Origin of the sequence: Burkholderia sp. IT-111MI5, assembly GCF_949752865.1 — a bacterium.
GTDB lineage: Bacteria > Pseudomonadota > Gammaproteobacteria > Burkholderiales > Burkholderiaceae > Burkholderia > Burkholderia pyrrocinia_C.
In genome coordinates this window covers 196,207-208,707 of sequence record NZ_CATKIF010000044.1, presented here as the reverse complement: position 1 = coordinate 208,707, position 12,501 = coordinate 196,207, and the positions used below count along the sequence as shown (strand labels likewise).

At 63.8% G+C, this 12,501-nt stretch carries 15 protein-coding genes and 1 pseudogene; 7 read left to right on the top strand and 9 right to left on the bottom strand.

Annotated features, from left to right (window positions below; translation table 11 throughout):
* Positions 1-11 precede the first annotated feature (11 nt).
* Entirely contained in the window at positions 12-1,064 is a 1,053-nt protein-coding gene (locus tag ACM6JT_RS25675; protein ID WP_034184102.1) for an NADP(H)-dependent aldo-keto reductase, read from the bottom strand.
* Between the two features lie 184 nt (positions 1,065-1,248).
* A complete protein-coding gene (locus ACM6JT_RS25670) occupies positions 1,249-1,686 on the bottom strand; it encodes a PaaI family thioesterase (protein ID WP_047900588.1) in 438 nt (145 codons plus the stop codon).
* 176 nt (positions 1,687-1,862) lie between these two features.
* Here ACM6JT_RS25670 and ACM6JT_RS25665 point away from each other — a divergent pair, with 176 nt between their 5' ends.
* A complete protein-coding gene (locus ACM6JT_RS25665) occupies positions 1,863-2,351 on the top strand; it encodes a winged helix-turn-helix transcriptional regulator (protein ID WP_217589708.1) in 489 nt (162 codons plus the stop codon).
* Positions 2,352-2,681: 330 nt separating this feature from the next.
* Entirely contained in the window at positions 2,682-3,305 is a 624-nt protein-coding gene (locus ACM6JT_RS25660; protein WP_105393102.1) for a phospholipase D family protein, read from the top strand.
* Positions 3,306-3,454: 149 nt separating this feature from the next.
* Here the strand turns inward: ACM6JT_RS25660 and ACM6JT_RS25655 are convergent, their stop codons facing one another.
* Complete coding sequence (locus ACM6JT_RS25655) at positions 3,455-3,682, bottom strand: hypothetical protein (RefSeq protein WP_034184098.1); 228 nt, start codon at positions 3,680-3,682, stop codon at positions 3,455-3,457.
* 249 nt (positions 3,683-3,931) lie between these two features.
* Between ACM6JT_RS25655 and ACM6JT_RS25650 the strand changes: the two genes are divergently transcribed.
* Entirely contained in the window at positions 3,932-4,144 is a 213-nt protein-coding gene (locus tag ACM6JT_RS25650) for a diguanylate cyclase domain-containing protein (protein WP_414857552.1), read from the top strand.
* Between the two features lie 64 nt (positions 4,145-4,208).
* On the opposite strand, the gene ACM6JT_RS25645 is transcribed toward ACM6JT_RS25650, so the two are convergent.
* The 4 genes from ACM6JT_RS25645 to ACM6JT_RS25630 form a co-directional block, all read right to left on the bottom strand.
* A complete protein-coding gene (locus ACM6JT_RS25645; RefSeq protein WP_034184096.1) occupies positions 4,209-4,682 on the bottom strand; it encodes a VOC family protein in 474 nt (157 codons plus the stop codon).
* 166 nt (positions 4,683-4,848) lie between these two features.
* Positions 4,849-5,388 carry an aspartyl-tRNA synthetase gene (locus ACM6JT_RS25640; protein WP_414857652.1) on the bottom strand — a complete coding sequence of 180 codons (540 nt, stop codon included), beginning with the start codon at positions 5,386-5,388 and terminating at the stop codon, positions 4,849-4,851.
* A 183-nt stretch (positions 5,389-5,571) separates the two neighbouring features.
* Positions 5,572-5,811 (bottom strand): hypothetical protein, encoded by a 240-nt coding sequence (locus tag ACM6JT_RS25635; RefSeq protein WP_131946880.1) that lies wholly within the window; start codon positions 5,809-5,811, stop codon positions 5,572-5,574.
* A 205-nt stretch (positions 5,812-6,016) separates the two neighbouring features.
* Positions 6,017-6,325: a phosphatidylserine/phosphatidylglycerophosphate/cardiolipin synthase gene (locus ACM6JT_RS25630; protein WP_034184095.1), complete on the bottom strand. Its 309-nt coding sequence runs from the start codon at positions 6,323-6,325 to the stop codon at positions 6,017-6,019.
* A 197-nt stretch (positions 6,326-6,522) separates the two neighbouring features.
* Here ACM6JT_RS25630 and ACM6JT_RS25625 point away from each other — a divergent pair, with 197 nt between their 5' ends.
* Complete coding sequence (locus tag ACM6JT_RS25625; RefSeq protein WP_034184094.1) at positions 6,523-7,266, top strand: DUF695 domain-containing protein; 744 nt, start codon at positions 6,523-6,525, stop codon at positions 7,264-7,266.
* Positions 7,267-7,968: 702 nt separating this feature from the next.
* Here the strand turns inward: ACM6JT_RS25625 and ACM6JT_RS25620 are convergent.
* Complete coding sequence (locus ACM6JT_RS25620; protein WP_034184093.1) at positions 7,969-8,364, bottom strand: hypothetical protein; 396 nt, start codon at positions 8,362-8,364, stop codon at positions 7,969-7,971.
* Between the two features lie 313 nt (positions 8,365-8,677).
* On the opposite strand from ACM6JT_RS25620, the gene ACM6JT_RS25615 reads away from it, so the two are divergent.
* Positions 8,678-9,142, top strand: coding sequence for a plasmid fertility inhibition factor family protein (locus ACM6JT_RS25615; protein WP_034184092.1), 465 nt, complete (start codon positions 8,678-8,680; stop codon positions 9,140-9,142).
* 75 nt (positions 9,143-9,217) lie between these two features.
* Here the strand turns inward: ACM6JT_RS25615 and ACM6JT_RS25610 are convergent, their stop codons facing one another.
* The gene (locus ACM6JT_RS25610) at positions 9,218-9,733 is read right to left on the bottom strand and encodes a GNAT family N-acetyltransferase (RefSeq protein ID WP_414857551.1); all 516 of its coding nucleotides are present in this window, start codon (positions 9,731-9,733) and stop codon (positions 9,218-9,220) included.
* 629 nt (positions 9,734-10,362) lie between these two features.
* Here ACM6JT_RS25610 and ACM6JT_RS25605 point away from each other — a divergent pair.
* Together ACM6JT_RS25605 and ACM6JT_RS25600 are read left to right on the top strand one after the other, a co-directional pair.
* Positions 10,363-11,364: pseudogene (locus ACM6JT_RS25605) on the top strand (acyltransferase family protein); the annotation flags it as partial.
* Positions 11,365-11,436: 72 nt separating this feature from the next.
* A complete protein-coding gene (locus ACM6JT_RS25600) occupies positions 11,437-12,432 on the top strand; it encodes an SGNH hydrolase domain-containing protein (RefSeq protein ID WP_414857651.1) in 996 nt (331 codons plus the stop codon).
* Positions 12,433-12,501: the final 69 nt, after the last annotated feature.

The window sequence follows — 12,501 nt, the reverse complement described above, 5'->3', positions numbered from 1 at the left end:
CCGCACGCCGTTTACGGCGCCGGGTTCGGCTGCTGTTCGTGCAGTGCGTCGATCTCGGCGAGGATCTCGTCGGACAGCTTCACGTCGATACTGCCGATGTTCTCCTTCAACTGCTCGAGCGACGTCGCACCGACCAGGTTGCTGCGCACGAACGGCCGGCTGTTGACGAACGCGAGCGCGAGCTGCGCGGGCGACAGCCCGTGACGCTTCGCGAGCGCGACGTAGCGCGACGTCGCCTCGACGGCCTGCGGCTTGCTGTAGCGCTGGAAACGCTCGAACAGCGTGATGCGCGCACCGGCCGGGCGTGCACCGTTCTCGTACTTGCCGGACAGCCAGCCGAATGCGAGCGGCGAATACGCGAGCAGGCCGACGCCGTCGCGATGCGTGAATTCCGACAACCCGTTCTCGAACGTGCGGTTCAGCAGGCTGTACGGATTCTGGATGCTCGCGATGCGCGGCAGCCCGAGCTTCTCGGCCGCGCGCAGGAACTGCGCGACGCCCCACGGCGTTTCATTCGACACGCCGATGGCGCGCACCTTGCCGGCTTTCACGAATTCCGCGAGCACGCCGAGGGTTTCCTCGATCGGCACCGTGTACGCGTCGTCGACCCACGGATACGCGGGACGGCCGAACGTCGTCGTGCTGCGATCGGGCCAGTGCAGCTGGTAGAGGTCGACGTAGTCGGTCTGCAGCCGCTTGAGGCTGCCGTCGAGCGCCTCGGTCAGGTTCTTGCGGTCGAACTGGTTGCCTTCGCCACGAATATGGCGCGGGTTGTGCGGCTGCCGTGCCGGACCCGCGATCTTCGTGGCAAGCACGATCCGGTCGCGCTGCGCGCGATGCTGCGCGAGCCAGGTGCCGATGTACTGCTCGGTGCGCCCTTGCGTGTCGGGCTTCGGCGGCACCGGATACATCTCCGCGGCATCGATCAGCGTCACGCCCTGCCCGATCGCGTAGTCGATCTGCTCGTGCGCGTCGCGTTCCGAATTCTGTTCGCCCCACGTCATCGTGCCGAGACCGACCAGGCTGACCTCGATGCCCGAATCGCCGAGTGTGCGGTATTCCATGCTGTTCCTGTCGCGTCGGTGGAAAGCAGGAACGCTATCACATTGAAGCGATCGCTTCAGACGTGCGCCGCGTGCGCTTACAGGCGGCCTTCGGCTCTGCCATGAATGAGCGGGCAACGGCCTTGCAACCTGCGTCGCACGTCCGTAGCACCCTCCCGCAGCCGGCCACGCCTGCCGCCGTTCGTTACTGAGGCCGCTGAATGAAGCAGGTCGCCGACGCATGCGCGACGATCTTGTCGTCCGGCGTCTTCAGCGTGCCCTCCGCGACGCCCAGCGAACGCGACAGGTGAATCACGCGCCCTTCCGCGATCAGGTCGACGTCGCGCGGCACGGGCCGCAGCATCTTCACATGCAGATCGACCGTGCCGTAGCCGACACCCGCGTCGAGCATCGAATGCACCGCGCAACCCGTGACCGAATCGAGCACCGTCGCGGCGAACCCGCCGTGCACGCCGCCGAGCGGATTCAGGTGCCGACCATCCGCTCGCGCCGAAAATTTCACATAGCCGAGTTCGACGTCCAGCGGACGCATCGGGATCGTCTCCGAGATCGACGCAAGCGGCACATCGCCCACCGCCGCGGCACGCAGCAGATCGAGACCAGACAGGGAAAGCGGATTCATCGGGTTGTCTCCGGGTTGAAAGCACGTCGCCGCGCGAGTAAGTTCTAAATTGGAACTCATTATCGACAACGATGCCGCCCGTTGTCAACGCAGCCGCGCCCGTTGCAACCGAAGGCGGGTTCTATAATCGAACCCGCTATTTCGCTGAACCGCCGCAAGACGCAAGAGACTCGACGATGAAATGGGATGACATCGGCACGCTGAACTGCTCGGTCGCGCGCACGCTCGCCGTACTCGGCGACCGCTGGACCATGCTGATCCTCCGCAACGCATTCCTCGGCTGCCGCCGCTTCGACGCGTTCCAGGCACAGCTTGGCCTCACGCGCCATGTACTGGCCGAACGCCTCGCGCGGCTCGTCGACGAAGGCGTGCTGGTCAAGCGCGCATATCAGGAGCGCCCGCCGCGCTTCGAATACCGGCTGACGGAAAAAGGCCTCGACCTGTACCCGGCCCTGCTCGCGCTGATGGCGTGGGGTGACCGCTGGAAGGACGACGGCCAGGGGCCGCCGGTGCAATTGCGTCACCGTGCCTGCGGCCAGTTGATGCATGCGGTTACCGTGTGCTCGGCCTGCGGCGAACCGCTCGACGCACGCGACGTGCAGCCGGAGCCCGGGCCCGGATGGATCGCGCCCGACGAAACCGGGACGCCGGCGGTCGAGGATTGACGCGCGGCATGCGCACGACTGCCTGACGCGCACGAACCGCGCTTTGCATGCGAGCTTCCGTCACGGGCCGCACCGAGCCCGTTCACCTGCACGCGAGCCTTGCCTGCACGCCGATGTCCCGCAACGGCACGCGCAATCGCACGCCGTCGTCAGCGACATCCATCGATCGACCTGATCGCACACGCAGATGCCTCGCAACGCAACTTTGCGTCATCGCCTCCACCGCCAGCGATCGTCGCGCGGACAATCCATCCGCATCCGCGCGTGACCGCGCCGCCGCGTCTGCGTTACACTCACGGCCCGCTGTCTCGAAATTGTTCGCTGTCCAAGATGTTGTCGCGCAATCGCCTCGCCGCTGCCTGCCTCGCCGCCTCCCTGCTCGCTACACCGTTCGCCGCCTTCGGCAAGACGCAAAGTGAATCGCTGCTTCAGCAGGCGATCGACCTTGTGTCGCGATGGCTGCCGGCGCCTACCCACGAAGCACCCGCGACACAGGTTGTCGAATCGGCGTTCTCGCCCGACGGCGGCGCCGAGGCACTCGTGCTGAAAGCGATCGGCGCCGCGCGCAGCTCGATTCGCGTCGCCGCGTATTCGTTCACGTCGCCGCCCGTCACGCGCGCGCTGCTCGCTGCCAAGCGACGCGGCGTCAATGTCGCCGTGGTCGTCGACGACAAGGGCAATCGCGCGAAGAGCAGCAAGCAGGCACTGAACCTGCTCATCAACGCAGGCATCCCGACGCGCACGATCGACGCCTATGCAATCCATCACGACAAGTACCTCGTGATCGACGCCGAGCACGTCGAGACCGGTTCGTTCAACTACTCTGCGTCGGCGGCCAGCCGCAATTCCGAGAACGTCGTCGTGGTGTGGAACAATCCGCAACTCGCGTCACGCTACCTCACGCACTGGCAAAGCCGCTTCGACCAGGGCACGCCGTACCGCTCCAGCTACTGACCACGCCGCGCTTTCGCACGGCCCTCGACACGTCGCATTCGATCCGCCGTGTTACCGATGATCGTCGAGCGTGGCGCGGGTATCAATTCGGCCAAATGGCCAGCACGCCGCGTCGCGCATCGAACGATACGCGCGACGGTCCTCCCCGCTCAATGGATTTCAGGCAAGCGCGCGGTCGCGGCACCAACCTGCGTGGTCGGCACACAGCGGTTCGCGTGCCCGTCCACGCCGCTTGCCGCCGACGTCGACAAACCGTGGGCGCCGCCGGGCAGCGCGTTGCGCACGCAATCCGTGCTGAATGTCAGCGTGTTCTGAACCATCGGGTAAAGGAGATACAGCGCAAACGCGAGATACCCCGCGTACAGGATTCGAACCATGGTGCGATGGGATGCGATGAACGATTGGACTCGTCCTGTTTACGGCACCGCGGCGAGCACCTTGAGGCATCGCGCAAACGATTCCGCATCGGGACACGACGCTGGCCCATGGCGCACGCTTCTCGCCGCATCTTCATCGATCCGTGCGGAGCCGAAAACGCCCGTCGCAGGACCTGCGGCCTGGCGACGCGCCGAATCATGCGCATACGATCCGATGACCGGCCTTGCTGCCGGGACAAGAGACAACCCATGCAACCGGCCGACGTCGCCGAGCCGGTCGAACGCGTGGCGGAAGCGCTTGCGTTGCGCAACATGGCCGACGCGCGCGGCTACGCGATCCGGTTCAGCGTCGGGAACGTCGCCTGCGATTCCGCGCACCATCGCACGGTGGCCGACCTGCACGCATCGGCCGACCACCGGATGTACGAGCACAAGCAGCGCGGCACGACGGCCGGCGCCTGACCGCGGGCGAACCGGGGCGGCGCCTGCCGCCGCCCCGTCGTTCAACCGCGGTTGCCTGGCTGCGTCAGCTTCCGCACGGCGGTGCGCTGGCCATCGCCTCCGCGATCTGCTCGGGCGTCAGGTCGCGCTGATGCGTCGCGAGCGACCAGCGATGCCCGAACGGATCCTCGACCTGTCCATAGCGATCGCCCCAGAACATGTCGGCGGCCGGAATCGTCACCGTCGCGCCGGCCGCGACAGCCTTCGCGATCGCCGCATCGGTATCCGGCACGTACAGGTGCAGGCAGACGGCAGTGCCTTTCAGCGCCTTCGGCCCGAGCGCGCCGTGCTCGGGCATTTCATCCACCAGCATCAGTGTCGAATCGCCAATCGCGAGGCACGCGTGCGCGAGCCTGCCGTCAGGCATCGGCAGGCGAAACTGCTCGCTCGCATCGAATGCGCGCTTGTAGAAGTCGATGGCTGCTACCGCGCCGGCGCAGATCAGGTGCGGCGTCAGCGTGCGCATCCCTTCCGGGATCGGTTTGACGGACGTGGCCATAGGTGTCGCTCCTTCAGTCGGTTGTCGTATCGGGAAACGGGACGGACGCGCGATGCGCACGCCTCCGATACCACGACGGACGAACCCGGCGGAAATCGACACGGCGCCCGACATTTTTTTGTTTTCTTGAGTGCCGGGTCGCTCAGGTCACGCTCATCGGGCGCAATCAGCCCGTTCGGTCGGCCCGGTCGTCCTGCCCGCCGAACTGCCGGCGGCATGCTTCCAGCAACCCGGCCACCGCGTCGAGCGGAAGATCGGCAAACCGGGCGATCGGCAGCATCACGCCGCCCGGCATCTTGGTGCGCGACGAATGCGCGGAGAACTGGTAGCCGATATAACGATTTCCGGCGACGCGGATGATCCGGAACTCGGTGACGTCGCGCCATTGCGTGACGGGTTTTTCGCGTGCGGAGCCGATCAGCCTGAAACCCGTTTCGTCGACATGCAGCGCCATCTTGCGTCGCGACGAGACGAAGAAGGCGACACCCGCCAGCGCCAGAAGCACGGCCAGCGCCGCGACCGGCCAGAGCGTCGGGGCGGCCGCATAACCGCACAGGCTCGCCGCGGCCAGCACCGCGCACGCGATTGCCCTTCTTTTCAGGCTCCGGCTGTCGACCGCCAGCGTTACCGGCAATGGGCCGATGACCGTTCCCGCGACGGGATCGACGTGCAGGTCGGAATCGTTCGTTTCGCGTTCGTCGTTCATCGTTCGCTTACTCGCTTCGACGGCAATCGGCCCATCGAGATCGGGCGCCATATCAAGGCTCTGCGAACGAGCCGGAAAACAGGGATTGGCGACGGGAAATCGTTGCGGTCGAGAACGTCGTGCGTTTCCGCGCACCAACAATCTTTCGTTCGCAGGGAACGGGCACCGTTCAGTCAGCACCGGTCAATTGCACACCTTGACGGTGCCGTTGGTCGTGCATTGACCGACGGCCCAGTGACTCTGCCCTGCCAGCTGAGGCGCCTGGCCGATGCCGCGGATCGGCACTGCCGGCGACGACGCCGGAACGGCCGCCGACGCGGTCTCGGGCGACGGCTGCACAGGCGTCGGCCTGGACGCGGTCTGGCAGGCAGCGAGCGCCAGACAAAGCGCGGATGCCAACGGGGCGATGACAGGTCTGGACATGGTCTCGTGCGCGTTTGCGCCATTCGCTTTGGGTACCGGCCCGTCGCACATCCCACGGCCCGTCAAACCGTTCGGCGCGATCGGCAATGCAGTACGACGGTTATTCGATACTACTCCTCGCGTTCGACGTTGTGTGGGCGGCCTTTCGGCCGGGTGCCGCAATCAATGCGGCGGCGCCCGCTACCGCCGGCACGCGTCGTTCCGGTCAGATCTGCGGAAGATCCCGCAACGTGCGCGACTCGCTCGTCGCATCGATGTCGAGTTCGATGCCTTCAGACGCATCGCGATACAGCACGCGTTTCAGCCTGGGCCCGATCGCGGTGGCATCCGATGCCGAGAAGATCGCGCGGACATCGTTGCCGGACGCGAGTGCGCGCGCCACTTCCGCCACCGGCGCCTCGCTCGGTGCCGCCGCCCACGACCGGTCGGCCGGATTCACGGCCGCCCAGCGCACGTGCGTCACGCGCGCGCTGAGCGGATCGATTCGAACACCATTCACCGCAAACATCGACATCGGAATCTCCTTCGAATTTTTTGCGGTCCGCTTTTGCGGCCCGTCACGCAAATGCGCAGGATCACGGGCAGCCCCGGATCTCGCATACGTTACCCGCGAGGCTGCCATCACGCGCGCCTCTCCGGCGAACGCGATTTTCGATGATACATTGGGACGCTTTGAAACCGTCAACAGACAATCGTGTACGGGAGAAATACATGACCGACGCCTGGGGAACCTTCCCTGCCAGAATGGGCGACCATCAGGCTTTCATCAGCTTCAACCACAGCTTTGCGGAAATCGCGGAAGGCGATCCGCGCACGTCGCTGCTCAGCGTGCGCGTCCCCTTCGCGCACCCGACGCCCGAAGGCCTGCCGACCGGCGACGAGTTCGCCGACCTCACGAAGATCGAGGATCTGCTGGACGCCACGATCACCGCGAAAGGCGGCGTGCAGGTCGGCCGCATCACCGTCGACGGCAACCGGGATTTCCTTTTCTACGTGCCGTTCGACGAAGCGGCGGCGGCGGAGCTCGTCGACTCGCTGGCCGAACAGACAACCTACGCGCTGCAGTACGCACACCAGGACGATCCGGACAAGGAAGCATACTGGCAGACCCTTTACCCGACCGACGACGACTGGCAAATCATGCGCGACATGCGCGTGCTGGATGCGCTGCGGCAGAAAGGCGACGCCAGCGACGTGAACCGGCGCGTGATGCACTGGGCGTACTTCCCGGACCCGAGCGACGCGCACCAGTTCGCGGACTGGGCCGAAGCGAAAGGTTATCCGGTCGAATCGGTCGCGCCGACGGAAGACGGCAAGTCGGCCGTGCGGTTTTCGCACGAAGGCACGATGGCGCTGGCCGACATCACGCGCCACACGATCGCGATCAATCGCGAGGTGCGTTCGCTCGGAGGGGAGTACGACGGATGGGAAACCAGCGTCGAACAGGCTGATTGAGCGGGTCGACATGCCCGCTGCGTACGACGTGACGCTACGTGTCATGTGCAAAAAACATCCCGGCAGCGTTGCTGCGCGCTGCCGGGATCAAGGCATCGCTGGCCGAAACCGGCGATGGGCCTGAGGGTTCGCTCAGGCACGAGGAAAGCGATTCGTGCGGATCAGGCGAACGGATGTCGGGGGGCGCCTGGTTCGATTGCGCAGCCTGCCGAACGCCTGTCCGGTTCCGCCGACGCAGCTCTCCGGCGTCGGGCGGGCAAAAAGCCCCCGCTCCTGCGCGAGCGAGCGGGGAAACAGTTGACCGGGCCGGGGAAGAACGGTCAACCGGCCAAATTGTGATCGCGGGCCGCGCGACGGTCTGTGCGGCAACTCACCCTTTGTCGACAAGGTGGCGGCGTCAGGCAGGTCCGCATGCCGCGTGGCGTCGCGGTCCGAGCGCAAGACCTGCGACCGGCAGCGGCAACGATCGCGCCGGCCGTCGGCAGCGTTCTTCTATTCATGTTTGGAGTTCTATTTTGTTTTAGTTCAAGTGGACGTTTTTCAGAAGCGGCCCAGTTTCCGGTAAGTCGCGAGTGATGTCAAAGCAGGATTATTCTATTTTTTCGAGAGCCGTGATTTCGGCTTCATTTTCTCGCACCGTTTTTCGTGAAACCATGTTTCACGAACGCAATACCCTGCATCAGAAAAAACCCGGTTTCGTCATTATGGCGAGCTGCTGGAAAACCAGTCGGCGACCATATCGATCCAGTCGACATCGCTGACGATTTCAATGACCGTTTCGCCGACGATTTCGGCAGTCGATGAGCTTGTTGACGCCGCCCCGGCGGCAACCGCGTTTGCCTTCGCAATTTCGGCCGACGCGCCGGACCTCGGGTCGGCAAGCCGCTCCAGCCAGTCGACGATATTTGCACGCGCATCCTCTTCATCGGCGAAGTCATTCCGCTCGAGAAAGCGATCGAACACGATCCACGCAAGTGTCTTGCTTCGCGAATCGGATTCCAGTTTTCGGTCGACAACGCCCGTCCGACCGGACTCCCTGATTTCGAGCGTCGCCGTGAAACAGTAATCGAGATATTCGATTTCAAGTTTCGACGACATGGTTTTCTCCGGTCAATCTGTCCTCTCTGTTCTTTTGACGATCCGCGCCTGTCCGGCTTCGCGACGCCGTATGAAGCATGCGTGAATTGCGCGCGGCGCGTCCTTTCCGCTGGAAGTATCGCGATATTCCCACGACCTGTCGATATCGACCGCCGACGCATGACCGCATCCGCTTTGCCAATCGCGCCTTCTGCACATCCGGTTCCGCTGCGAATCGCTCCGTTTTCCTATTCCGGGTATCGACCTGCACCGCTGTCGTAATCGCGCTGCTAAACTCCGGCCACGAAGACCGCTTGCGCCACCAGAGGAAATAATGACGCTCGCCCGCGCACAACTGAATGGCGTAGATGTCTGGATCATCCAGCTTCCCGGGCACGCCCCCTATGCCTATACGCACCTCAAGCGGGTATTCCCGTCCGACGACTCGCGACATCAGGTCGTGACGATCGACCTGACGAAACTGCTGACATGCGCCGACCGCGACACCACCGACTATGTGCTGCCGTCTGTCCAGTACTGGGCTCCCGGAAAAGCCGCGGGTATTCGCGAATTCCTCGATCCGGACCAGGACAAGATTCCGGACATGCCGTTCATCACGTTTCGCGAGACAAGAACGCGAACGCTGCTCGGCATCCCCGGCCTGTCGAAAGTCGGCGTCGCGTCATTCCGCAACGGCCAGCATCGCGCACGCTATCTTGCCTATGCAGGTGCGACGACCCTGCCCGTCGAGGTGCACGAGACGGAGGCCGATTTGCTCGTGCGATATTGCGGCGAGTAACAGACGAGCAAGTTCGGCTTTCGCCCGGGAATGGCTGCATATCGTGCGGCCGTTCGTTCGGATCGCGGCAAGCCGCTAGGCCTGTATCGCGTAGATCCGATCGGTGACCTCCGTCTGGCCGATCCGGCTCGTTTCGATACCCGCCAGTTGCCAGCCGTTGTGCTCATAAAAGCCGATCGCGCGCACGTTGCCCTCCAGCACCGACAGATGGACCTTGTCCACGCCGATCGTCCGGGCCCACGCGCGAACGGCTTCGATCATGCGTTTGCCCGTACCGCTGCCGTGATGCGAAGGATGGACGTGCAGGCAGTCGAGCAGCACGCCGCGCGCCGGATCGACCGGGCGTTCGGCACTGACGAAGCCGACGGGCTCGCCATCAGATTCGGCGATCAACACGAGGCCCCACTCATTTTCATTGCGATCGAGATATTTCCGCCATCGGACCGCGTGTTCCGCCGGCACCTCGTCGGACAGATAGGCCGCCGGAAGGATATGGCTGTATGCGGTTTGCCAACTCAGGGTGTGCAGGCGGGCGATGAGGGGCGCGTCGTGCGCTGTCGCGACGCGAAGCGTGGTCCGGGTTTCCGGCATCGGTTGGCAACTCCTTCTGCTTGTTCTCTTGATCGGAATGTCTCGTCGCAAAATATACCGTTCCTTGAAACATGCATGCCGCGACGGTTCGCCGCCGGGACATTTGCGTGCAGGCAAAAAAAATCCCGACACCTTCACTGGTCGCCGGGATCGAACGGCCCTGCAAGGCATGAGGGCACGAGGAAGACGACACATTACACGCATGCAAGACTGTTGCGCTTTGTCGGTTCGTGCCAAATCCCTGCGCTATTCCGCCAAATTTCCGGTTCCCGTCGCCGTAAACGAAAAAAGCCTGCTCACGCGACGCGCGAGCAGGCAAGCAAACGGATCAGCATTCGAGGCACGAGGGCTGTCCTCGAAAGATAACGGCACGGCGCGTGCAAACCTTAGCCCCACGAACGGATCGCGTTCGAAACGGGCTGCTGCACGTAACGTCGCTACCTGAGAGGTGCCCAGATCAATTCTCCGGATCCGAGACGCGGCCCCCGGCGACACTATGTCGCCCGCTTGTGCGTGTGCATGGTGGTTCATAAGCCCCGCAAGGCGAAAAAACGCACTTAGGCGGTCGATGGTTGTTATTCAGTTACCATTACGGCCGATTACCAATTCCCGCCTGTTGCTCTGCCCCTATGGAAAAAAAGCCATTCCATGCCGCGTATATCGATGGATTGCGCGCCATTGCCGTCCTGTCCGTGATCGTCTACCACCTGAATCCGAAGTGGCTTCCGGGCGGCTTCGCGGGCGTCGACGTGTTCTTCGTGATCTCCGGATTCGTCGTGGCGATGTCGGTGAGCGAACTCGGCAACCTGAGCCTCGGCAAATTCCTGTCGTACTTCTACGCGCGGCGCCTGGTGCGTATCACGCCGGCGCTCGTCGTCATGCTGCTTGTGACGTTCATCGCTTCCGCGCTGTTCATCCCCGAAGCGTGGCTTTCGTCATCGAATCAGCGGACCGGCATGTTCGCGTTCCTGGGCCTGTCGAATTTCATTCTCTCAGCCAACACAGGGAACTACTTTTCGCCGGTAGCGGAATTCAACCCATTCACACACACCTAGTCACTCGCTGTCGAAGAACAGTTCTATCTGGTATTCCCGTGGTTGTTTGTTCTGTGGCTGCGCGGCCGCCGCGCGCTCTCCGTTGCGATCTTCGTGACTGCATTAGTAGCGTCGTTCGTATGCGCGATCTGGCTCGGCCGCACGGACGAAACGCGCGCCTTCTACATGATGTGGTCCCGCTTCTGGGAACTCGGCATCGGCGTGCTGCTGTTTCAGGTCATGCACGCACGCGGGCACTCGTTCGATAACGAGAGCCGGTATCGGCCTCGCTTCGCGGTGGCCAGCGACATCGGTCTGGTTGCCCTCGGACTCGGCTTGATTCTCGCGCGCCCCGAGGCCGCGCCGTTTCCGGCATGCGTGTTGCCGGTCGCCGGCACGGCGCTCGTTCTCGGCGCGCTGCACGGACGACGCGGCGGCGTGGCGTTTCTGCTGCTCACGCGTCGCCCGTTGGTCTTCATCGGGAAAATCTCGTACTCGCTTTACCTCTGGCACTGGCCGGTTTTCGTTCTGTTTCGCTGGACGGTCGGACTCGATTCGCCTGTATGGCAGATCGTCGCCATCCTTCTGACCGTTGTTCTGTCGATCGCATCCTTCCACTTCGTTGAGCAGCCGCCCCGCAAGGCAGCGCGCGGCGCCAGGAAGTCGGCCATGATCGGCGCAGGCCTGGTGCTGGTGGCGTCGGGCTATCTGGTTTCGACGGCCGTCGCATCGAACCAGACCAACATCTCGCTGAGCACCGTCACGCGAAACATGGATCTCTGGTATCCGGAGGGGCCGAGCCAGGTGATCGCCGACAACGGATGCAGCGTCGCCTCATCAGCGCGCGCCTTCGACGGTGGCCTCGTCTTCGTCAACGAGCGCTCGGCATGCAACGCTCCGGTGACGTTCGCGCACAACGTGTTCGTGCTCGGCGATTCGCACGCGATGGCGTACTCGGGGATGCTGAAACAGCTTGCCGCGCGCACCGGCGCGACGATCTATGCTTACAACGTCGGCGGCTGCCCGTTCATCAGCCTGCAAGCGTGGATGCCTGGTCGTGACGATACCTGCAAGGCATTCGGCGACACCGCCGTTGCCGACATGCTGCCGAAGATCAAACCCGGCGACGTCGTGCTGCTCGCGTCCCTGCGCCTGCCGCGCATGGTCGATCAATGGGCCGTATTCGGCGTCGATGCCGCAAAGAACACCGTGTTCAGCGCGGCGGCGCAGCAAGGTCGCGATGACGGCGTGCAGCGCGCCGTCCCGGTGTTGCAGCAACTCGCTGCGCGTGGCGCACGCGTTGTGTTCGAGGCGCCGACACCAATGCTCGAGAGCATCCCGTATCGCTGTGCTGACTGGTTCAACCGCAACAATCCGATCTGCGAGAAAGGCATGTCCGTCCCGCACCCCCTTCTCGACGAGCTGCGCGCGCCGATCCTCGCGTCCTACGCGCAAATGCAGCGCTCGGTTCCGGGCGTCGAAGTCTGGGACCCACTTCCGACGCTCTGTCCCGGATCGGAATGCCATGCGTATCACGATGGCAAGCCGATTCTGTTCGACGGAGATCACCTCACCTACTACTCGAACATGCTCCTGCTGCCCAGCTTCACCGCACTGATCGAGAAGCAGGGGGCACCCGACGTCACTGCAACTGCTCGACGTTGAACGAGGCTGTATAGGCGGGGCTGCCGGTGACACTGCTGAATGTCGTGCTAAACGAAATGCGCGTCCCGC

Excerpts from the sequence above, each read along its gene's own strand:
- ACM6JT_RS25670 (WP_047900588.1), bottom strand. The coding sequence starts at position 1,686 with ATGAATCCGCTTTCCCTGTCTGGTCTCGATCTGCTGCGTGCCGCGGCG.
- ACM6JT_RS25620 (WP_034184093.1), bottom strand. The coding sequence starts at position 8,364 with ATGTCGTCGAAACTTGAAATCGAATATCTCGATTACTGTTTCACGGCG.
- ACM6JT_RS25630 (WP_034184095.1), bottom strand. The coding sequence starts at position 6,325 with ATGTCGATGTTTGCGGTGAATGGTGTTCGAATCGATCCGCTCAGCGCG.
- ACM6JT_RS25625 (WP_034184094.1), top strand. The coding sequence starts at position 6,523 with ATGACCGACGCCTGGGGAACCTTCCCTGCCAGAATGGGCGACCATCAG.
- ACM6JT_RS25675 (WP_034184102.1), bottom strand. The coding sequence starts at position 1,064 with ATGGAATACCGCACACTCGGCGATTCGGGCATCGAGGTCAGCCTGGTC.
- ACM6JT_RS25665 (WP_217589708.1), top strand. The coding sequence starts at position 1,863 with ATGAAATGGGATGACATCGGCACGCTGAACTGCTCGGTCGCGCGCACG.
- ACM6JT_RS25640 (WP_414857652.1), bottom strand. The coding sequence starts at position 5,388 with ATGAACGACGAACGCGAAACGAACGATTCCGACCTGCACGTCGATCCC.
- ACM6JT_RS25615 (WP_034184092.1), top strand. The coding sequence starts at position 8,678 with ATGACGCTCGCCCGCGCACAACTGAATGGCGTAGATGTCTGGATCATC.
- ACM6JT_RS25655 (WP_034184098.1), bottom strand. The coding sequence starts at position 3,682 with ATGGTTCGAATCCTGTACGCGGGGTATCTCGCGTTTGCGCTGTATCTC.
- ACM6JT_RS25660 (WP_105393102.1), top strand. The coding sequence starts at position 2,682 with ATGTTGTCGCGCAATCGCCTCGCCGCTGCCTGCCTCGCCGCCTCCCTG.
- ACM6JT_RS25600 (WP_414857651.1), top strand. The coding sequence starts at position 11,437 with ATGATCGGCGCAGGCCTGGTGCTGGTGGCGTCGGGCTATCTGGTTTCG.
- ACM6JT_RS25650 (WP_414857552.1), top strand. The coding sequence starts at position 3,932 with ATGCAACCGGCCGACGTCGCCGAGCCGGTCGAACGCGTGGCGGAAGCG.
- ACM6JT_RS25610 (WP_414857551.1), bottom strand. The coding sequence starts at position 9,733 with ATGCCGGAAACCCGGACCACGCTTCGCGTCGCGACAGCGCACGACGCG.
- ACM6JT_RS25645 (WP_034184096.1), bottom strand. The coding sequence starts at position 4,682 with ATGGCCACGTCCGTCAAACCGATCCCGGAAGGGATGCGCACGCTGACG.
- ACM6JT_RS25635 (WP_131946880.1), bottom strand. The coding sequence starts at position 5,811 with ATGTCCAGACCTGTCATCGCCCCGTTGGCATCCGCGCTTTGTCTGGCG.